The organism is Propioniciclava sp., from assembly GCF_036744435.1.
Lineage (GTDB): Bacteria > Actinomycetota > Actinomycetes > Propionibacteriales > Propionibacteriaceae > Propioniciclava.
Genome location: NZ_DAIOIA010000134.1, coordinates 1 through 7748, shown reverse-complemented (window position 1 = coordinate 7748; position 7748 = coordinate 1). Strand labels below are relative to the sequence as shown.

The window sequence follows — 7748 nt, the reverse complement described above, 5'->3', positions numbered from 1 at the left end:
CACTGCGACCACGCGAGTCACCACCACGGTCCTGGTATCCACGCGAGTCACCACCGCGCCCCTGGTAACCACGCGACTCACCACCACGGTCCTGGTAACCACGCGAGTCACCACCACGGCCTTCGTAACCACGCGACTCCTGCGAACCGCCGCGATACCCACGGGGCTCGTCACGGTCACCGCGATAGCTGCGCTGGTTGGTATCGCGTCCGCGTCCGTCCTGGTTGCGCTGCCCGGCCCCCGCAGATCGGTAGCCGCTGTTGCCGGAGCGTCCCGCATCCTCGCGGCGAGGACCGGTGCCCCGGCCTGCCGGACGCGCATCCCCGGATCGGGGCTTGCCTGAGGAATCAAAGCGTCCCTGGCCGCGCGAGGAACCCTGTGCGTCGTAGCGGTTGGGGCCACCTCGACGGTCGTCGCCGCCCCGCGAGTCGTCGAATCGCCGGGACCCATGCTGTCCGCCGCGAGCAGCCCCGCCGCGGCCCCGGTCCCCATCGCTCCAGGACCGGCCACGGTCGCCGTCGTTGCGGGCGCCGCCACGTTGACCCTCGCCACCGGAGCGGCGTGGGCCCGCCCCCTGCCCGCGGTAGGGACGCTGCCGGTCCCCGGAACCTCCGCGATCAGAAGAATCCGGACGCTCGCTCTTTTCATTCACCGTCCTAGTTTGCCGTCATCTCCCCCTGTCGGGCAAAGAAGGGCACAACGGCGACACCTCCGGCGCGGCGGGAGTGCTGCTCGTCGCGCGGTGTCGGCTGGGAAGGTGACCCTCGACGTGGCTCAACACGCTGAACGGGGAGGGAGGCGACGGCAACGCGTCGCCTCCCTCCCCAGGTGTGCCAGACCGGCGCCTCCTCAGGTCACTGCGGATTGCAGGCGATGACCACCTTCGGATGCGCGCCCGACAGATGGACGTCGAATGCCTCGGATGCCCGTTCGAGCGGGTATACCGCCTGGGTGAAGGCGTCCAGATCCAGCGACGGCAGGAGTTGCAGTGCCCGGGGGAAGGCATATGGCGAGACGAACAGGCCAGAGATCGTCAGTTCTTTGAAGTAGCACAGCTGTGCGATGTTGAACGGCATCTCGAACTCGTTCGGATACATGGCCCCGTAGATGAGCGTGCCGCCTCGTTGTGTGACGTCTGGCAGGGTGCCGACGGCCCGAGTGGATCCGGAGGCGTCGAGCACCACGTCGTAGCCCAGTCCCCCGGTGATCTCCATCGCCCGAGCGGTGAGGTCCTCGGTGGTGGGATCGATCACATGCACGGCCCCATACCCCAGGGCGAGGTCGCGACGTTCAGCGATCGGTTCCACCATCGTGAGTTCCGTCGCGCCTGCCCGTGCCAGGAGCTGCGTGGCAATCTGCCCGATGGGTCCCCCTCCGCACACCAGCGCGCGTTGGCCGACACGGGGCTGCAATTTGTCGAGCATGCGCACCCCGACGGAGACCGGCTCCAGCAGGCATCCTTTCAGCAGGCTGACGTCATCGGGCAGCTTGTAGACCTGGGACTCGTGCCACACCACGTACTCGGCCATGCCGGGTCGCTGGTAGTCGGCCAGTTCGGTACAGAACTGCTGCTTGCCTGTGCGGCACCAGTAGCAGGTGCCGCAGAAGTGCAGGAAATTGCACGCCACGCGATCGCCGACCGCGAGGCCGTTCACGTGTGCCTCTGCTCCCAGTTCTTCGATCACTCCGGAGATCTCGTGGCCGAGCCCCTGGGGGACGTCCCAGCTGAAGGCCCCCTCGGCCAAGTGCGGATCGGAGCCGCAAATCGCGGCATAGGCGACCCGGATCTTGACGTCGTGCGGCCCCAGATCCTGTTCGGGGAAGTCGATGACCTCGACGCGCCCGCGGAGTTCCGGATCGGGATGATTGAGGCGACCCATCTTGGTAATGGCAACCGTCAACATGGATTGTTCCTTCCGTTGTACTGGAGGCCCTCAGGCCATCTCTTGGACTTGGCCTTCACCCTGGGCGTCCAATTCGTCGACGATCCGGTCATAGGTCGCCTTATCGAGCTTATAGAAATGCAGGCATAATCCACCCAGGAGCATCAGGATGCCCACGAAGATGTGCGAGCTGAAGTTGATCCAGAACAATGCGCTTCCGGTCTGCTGTGCACCCGCCACATAGCCGATCCAGCTGAGCACGTAGCCGGCACCTGCCGCCGACAGCGCCGTCCCAAGCTTCATGGCGAACGTGATGAAAGCCGAGACGAAACCCGCCGCGTGGATCTTGTAGCGCCAGATCGTGTACTCGGTGGTGTCGGGCACCATACCGAAGAGACTCGCGAGAATCATCCCTTGTCCCAGGCCAATCAGGATGCTCATGACGTAGTACAACCACACCCCGGCCGTGGTGTCGATGGGCAGGAAGAAGCACACGATGCACGCGGCCCCGGCGAGGTAGAACCCGAAGGCTGGCAGGACCGCCTTGTTCTTGACGCGCAGCACCAGCGAGGTGATGGCGAACGCGCCCACCATGGAGACCGCCGACTGGATCGTCGTATTGTTCGCGAAGAGGATTTGATCGCCGGCGTTGTAGGTGAAGTAGTACAGGCGCATCGACAGCCCACCCTGAAGGACTCCCCAGGCAAAGAAGGCCCCCACCAGCGACCAGACCGGCGCATTCCCTTTCAAGGTGGCGAACAGGTACTTGTAGCGCACCTTCACGTGAGGAACATGAACAACTTCCTTGGTCGAGAAGAACGTGATCAAGTAGAAGGGCAAGGCGATGAGGGAGAAGATGATGGCCGCCCGCTGGTAGCCGAGAGCCGCGTCCCCTCCACCGGCCCATTCCACGACCCGGATGAGGCCAAAGGACAGCAGCGTCATGGACAGGAACGCTGCCGTCATGCGGTAGCTGGCGAGCGCGGAGCGAACGTCCGCGTCCCGGGTCAGCGCCGCTGGAAGAGCGCTGTAGGGAATGTTCACCAGCGAGTAGGCGACGACCAGCAGGACGTAGGTGACCGACGCCCACGCGAATCTGCCGCCCTCGCTCCAGGCGGGGAACGTGGAGAAGGTCAAGACGTTGAGGATGAGCATCGGGATGCAGGCGAACAGGATCCAGGGCCGGTAGCGGCCCCAGCGCGTGTTCGTCCTGTCGGCCATGTTCCCGATGAAGGGATCGATGAAGGCGTCGAAGGCCTTGGGCACCATCAACATCGTTCCGACGGCCACGGCCGGAAGCAGAGCGACGTCGGTGAGGTAGAACATCAGGTAGCCGCTGACGAGCGACCAGCTCATGTTGTTGGAGAAGTCGCCTGAGGCATAGCCCAGGCGACGCCACACGCCGAGATGGACCCGCTCGTCGGCGGTGGGTACGGCTGTCTTTGTCATGGAAGTACTCCCAGAGAGGTGTGACGCGTCGTTGCGTCGGTTCGTCGTCGTTGACGAGGTGCGGGCCCACGATCCGGGACCCGCACCAGAAGCCCTGCCGAGGGCTGGGTCACACGAGGTTGCGTGCCGCCTCGATGGTGGCGGCCAGGCCGAAGCCGTGCTTGTCGCGCAGTTCGTCGGCGCTACCGAACCCGGCGTACACCTGCGGCACGCCGAGGCGTCGGAACGCCTGCAGCGAGACGCCGGCGTCCACGAGGGTGTCGCTGACGATGCTGGCCAGGCCGCCATAGGCGAGATGGTCCTCGACGACCATGATCCGCCCCGTCTGCTGGGCCGCATCGATGATGGCCTGCTTGTCCACCGGCTTCAGCGTGAACATGTCGATCACACGCGCGTTGATGCCGTCCTTGGCGAGTTCCTCGGCCGCGTCGAGGCATTGAGCCACGAGTTCCCCGTAGGTGATCATGGTGAGGTCATCGCCGGCGCGGGCCGTGATCGCCTTGCCGATGCGGATCTCGTGCTCTCCGGGCTGGTAGAGCACCTGGTCCGCTTTGCCTTGCGACAGCCGGATGTAGACGGGGCCAGGGATGTCCATGGACTGGTTGAGCAGGTCGCGGACCATGTTGGGGTCGCTCACCGCGGTCACGGTCATGTTCACGATGGAGGTCATCAAGGCGATGTCCTCGATCATGTAGTGGGTGGATCCGCCGCCGGAGACCATGCCTCCGTGGGTGGACATGATGCGGACGGGCAGGTTGGGGTACCCGATGTCGGTGCGCACCTGTTCGAAGGCCCGCATCGTGAGGAACATGCCCATGCCGACGACGATCGGGACGGCCCCCTCGTACGCGAGGCCCGCCGCCACCGTCATGCAGTTTTGCTCGGCGATGCCCACGTCGACGAACCGATCGGGGTGGGCGGCACTGAACTCGCCGAGGGACTGGCCGATGTCGGGCGTCAGGGCCCAGACGTTGTCGTACCGGTCGCCGAGGTCTTTGATGGTGTCGCCCATGACGGAGCGGGCCGACAGCATGTCGCGGAAGTTGAAGGTGACGGGCATGGTCTTACACCAGTTCCTTTCGGGAGGCGTCGAGTGAGGCGAGCGCGCGCGCCAGGTCTGTGGGGCTGACGGATCCGGCGTGCCAACCGATCTCGCCTTCCATGAAGTCGACTCCCTTGCCCTTGACCGTGTGGCACACGATGGCGGTGGGCTGCTGGGAGGAAGGATCGGGCAGGGCATCGACCGCGTCCACGAGTTCGCCCATGTTGTGGCCGTCGATCTCGATGACGTTCCAGCCGAAGGCGCGCCACTTGTCGGCGTACGGCTCCAGGATGATGCGCTCTTCCGACATGGAGGTCATGAACTGCTTGTTGCGGTCGAGGAAGGCGACGAGGTTGCCCAGGCGCAGGCTGGGCGCGGCGATCGCGGCTTCCCAGACCGAGCCCTCGCATGATTCCCCATCCCCGACCAGGGTGAAGACGCGGTGCTGGCGGCCCTGCTGGCGTGCCCAGGCAGCCATGCCCGTGGCCAGGCCGAGTCCGTGACCCAGCGATCCGGTGGAGCACTCCACCCCGGGGAGCTGCACCTTGCACGGGTGCATGCCGTAGGCACTGTCGAGTTGACCGTACGTCGCCACGATCTCGTCGTAGTCGAAGAAGCCGCGGATGGCCATCGCGATGTACATGCATACGGCGGCGTGGCCCTTGCTGAGAACGAAGCGGTCTCGCTCAGGCATACGGATGTCGTCGGGATCGACGTTCATGCCGTACTGATACAGGACGGTGAAGATGTCCGCTGCGGAGAGGTCTCCTCCGATGTGGACGGCGCCTTCGTAGGTGCCGCACAGTTGGAGGAGCTTCACCCGGAGTTCGTAGGCGAGTTCTTCGAGTCGCGTGATGTCTGCCATGTTCTCGTTACTCCTGAGGTTGGGCTGCACTACGCCGTGCAGTCGAGGATGATCTTGGGATGCTGTCCGGAGTGGAACAGTTCGACCCCGTCCAGGGCCTTGCTCAGCGGGACCACCGGGCCGATGATCTTGTCCAGGGCCAGCCGGGGGATCAGGTTGATGGCCCGTGGGAACAGGTCGGGATGGGTGAACACCGTGAGGATGGCGGCTTCTTTGGAGTACAGGTCGTAGAGGTTGACCGGCAGTTCGAAGCTGGGCGGATAGACGGCGAAGTAGACCACGCGTCCGCACCGTCCGACGATGTCGAGGGCGGGGGCGGCAGCGCGCGGGGAACCGGAGGCCTCGAAGACCACGTCGAAGCCACGCCCACCCGTGATGCGTGCGGCCCCGGCCGCGATGTCATCAGACAACGGATCGATGGTGTGCTCAACACCCATGGCGAGCGCCATCTGCCGCTTGGCGGCGACCGGCTCGATGACGGTGACCTTCGCGGCCCCGGACAGCAGGATCGCGTTGAGCAGGATCGCGCCGATTCCCCCGATCCCGGAGATGGCCACCGTCTGCCCATGCTTGATCGGCGCGAGGTCCATCGCACGAATGGCGCAGGCGGTGGGCTCGACGATGGCGTAGGACTTCAAGTCGGCGTCCTCGGGCAGCTTGAACACGGTGGCAGCCGTGGTCACGTAGTACTCGCTGAAGCCTCCGAAGGGCTTCGCATTGACGCAGTACTGGGGCATCCCTGAGGTGCAGTTGGCGCATTGGCCGCACACCGAGACGGGGAACGCGGTGACCTTGTCCCCCACTGCGAGGCCGCTGGCCTCGGTTCCCGGACCCAACTCCACGATGGTGCCGCTGGTTTCGTGCCCCAGGGGCATGGGGGGTGTTGCCCCCAGGACGCCTTGGGTCACCTGGTGGATGTCGGTCGCGCAGATGGACGCGTAGGCGGTCTTCACCTTCACCTCGCCAGGACCGGGCGTCGGCTCGTCGACCTGCCAGACTTCCATGGTGTCTGGGCGTGCGAAGTAGAGCGAATTCATGGCGCTCATCGACACTTTCCTCCTCGAAAACGTCAACGCCGGGGCTCGGTCTCGCGCCGCACCCTTGCGACGCTTCCATCAAGACCTGCTCTGAAACTTTTCGTACCAAAGCCCCCCGAAGCGCCGGAACGGTAGCCCTCCCACGCGAACGTGTCAACGATGATCGTCGCAAGAGTCGTCGCTCAGCGTGAACCACCGCTCAGCGGAAGCGCTTCGCGGCAGACTCGCGCGCGACATCACGGTCGCAATGTTTCGAACGGCGCGTTGTGTAGAGTGCTGGCTGGGTGCAGCGTTGCGCCCCGATCATGAGAGGCGCCGCCGATGACGCGACCGACACTGAAGGATGTGGCTCAGCGAGCGGGGGTATCGCACGCGACCGCGTCCAAGGCGCTCAACGGGCGAACTGAGATCGCGGAGGAGACTCGCGCTCTCGTCGCCCGGGCTGCCTCCGAACTCGGGTACCTTCCACGCCGCGCTTCGGCCGATGGACGTGACCGGCCGCTCGTGACGCTCCTCACCGATTCGATCGAGTCCTACTACTCGGTCGAGGTCTTGCGCGGCATGATCGAAGAAGGGAGCCGAAGAGGGATCGACGTCGTGCCCCGCATTGAGTCACGCAGTTCCCGGCGCGCGTTGTCACCTTGGCAGTGGGAGCGGGAGTTCCTCCGTCCTGACGTGATGGGCATCGTGCTGCTGGTCTACGGAGCGCAAAGCCCCGTCCTCGAGGTTGCGGCCCACCGTGGGGTTCCTGTGGTGGCGATCGACCCCTACGTGGGCTGCAGGGACGCCACGACGACCATCTCGTCGACCAACTGGGAGGGTGGAAAGGCTGCGACCGAGCACCTCCTGGAGCTGGGACACCGCCGGATCGCCTTGATCAACGGCACCCCCGACTTCCTACCTGGCAACGAACGTTTGCACGGGTACCGCGCCGCCTTGCTGGACGCCGGCTTCGAGGTGGATGAGTCGCTCATCTTCGAGGGGGCCTATACGTACGGGTCGGGTTTCGACGCTGCCGAGCGGATGCTCGAGATGCCGGACCGTCCCACCGCCGTGTTTGCGTTGAGTGACCGCATGGCGTTGGGCGCCATCGGCGCGTTCGTGTCACGAGGCGTGCGAGTCCCCGAGGACGTGTCGGTGGTCGGCTTCGACAACGCCCCGGGCGTGGATCTGGCGACTCCCCGATTGACGACGGTGAATCAGCCGCGGGTTGATATGGGTCGGATAGCCATTAAGACTCTAGCCGACTTGGCAGGAGGCGCAGCGGGGGTGTCTGAGCGGATGAAGCTGTCGACGAACTTGATTGTGCGGGCGAGCACGGCTCTGGCTCGTAGCGGGGCTGCATGACGCGTTGCTCCACCCGGGCCTGTCAATTTGTCTGTGTAAGCGGGGTGTTCACAGGTAGGGGGGTGATCCGGTCGAGGTCCACGCCGACCGCGATGTAGGCGGCACGGTTGATGACCTGACTGTTC

Annotated in this window: 7 protein-coding genes; 2 read left to right on the top strand and 5 right to left on the bottom strand. The window is 65.1% G+C overall.

Going from position 1 to position 7748, the window contains the following annotated elements:
* A partial coding sequence (locus V7E09_RS13360; RefSeq protein WP_324523526.1) for a hypothetical protein occupies window positions 1–343 on the top strand: 343 nt, incomplete at its 5' end.
* Between the two features lie 511 nt (window positions 344–854).
* Here the strand turns inward: V7E09_RS13360 and V7E09_RS13355 are convergent.
* The 5 genes from V7E09_RS13355 to V7E09_RS13335 form a co-directional block, all read right to left on the bottom strand.
* Entirely contained in the window at window positions 855–1904 is a 1050-nt protein-coding gene (locus tag V7E09_RS13355) for a zinc-dependent alcohol dehydrogenase (protein ID WP_324512070.1), read from the bottom strand.
* A 30-nt stretch (window positions 1905–1934) separates the two neighbouring features.
* The gene (locus V7E09_RS13350; protein WP_324512071.1) at window positions 1935–3332 is read right to left on the bottom strand and encodes an MFS transporter; all 1398 of its coding nucleotides are present in this window, start codon (window positions 3330–3332) and stop codon (window positions 1935–1937) included.
* 109 nt (window positions 3333–3441) lie between these two features.
* A complete protein-coding gene (locus V7E09_RS13345; protein ID WP_324512072.1) occupies window positions 3442–4392 on the bottom strand; it encodes a transketolase family protein in 951 nt (316 codons plus the stop codon).
* A gap of 4 nt (window positions 4393–4396) precedes the next feature.
* A complete protein-coding gene (locus tag V7E09_RS13340; RefSeq protein ID WP_324512073.1) occupies window positions 4397–5239 on the bottom strand; it encodes a transketolase in 843 nt (280 codons plus the stop codon).
* Window positions 5240–5268: 29 nt separating this feature from the next.
* Window positions 5269–6285: a zinc-dependent alcohol dehydrogenase gene (locus V7E09_RS13335; RefSeq protein WP_324512074.1), complete on the bottom strand. Its 1017-nt coding sequence runs from the start codon at window positions 6283–6285 to the stop codon at window positions 5269–5271.
* A gap of 312 nt (window positions 6286–6597) precedes the next feature.
* On the opposite strand from V7E09_RS13335, the gene V7E09_RS13330 reads away from it, so the two are divergent.
* On the top strand, window positions 6598–7623 hold the full coding sequence (locus V7E09_RS13330; protein ID WP_324512075.1) for a LacI family DNA-binding transcriptional regulator: 1026 nt from the start codon (window positions 6598–6600) through the stop codon (window positions 7621–7623).
* Window positions 7624–7748: the final 125 nt, after the last annotated feature.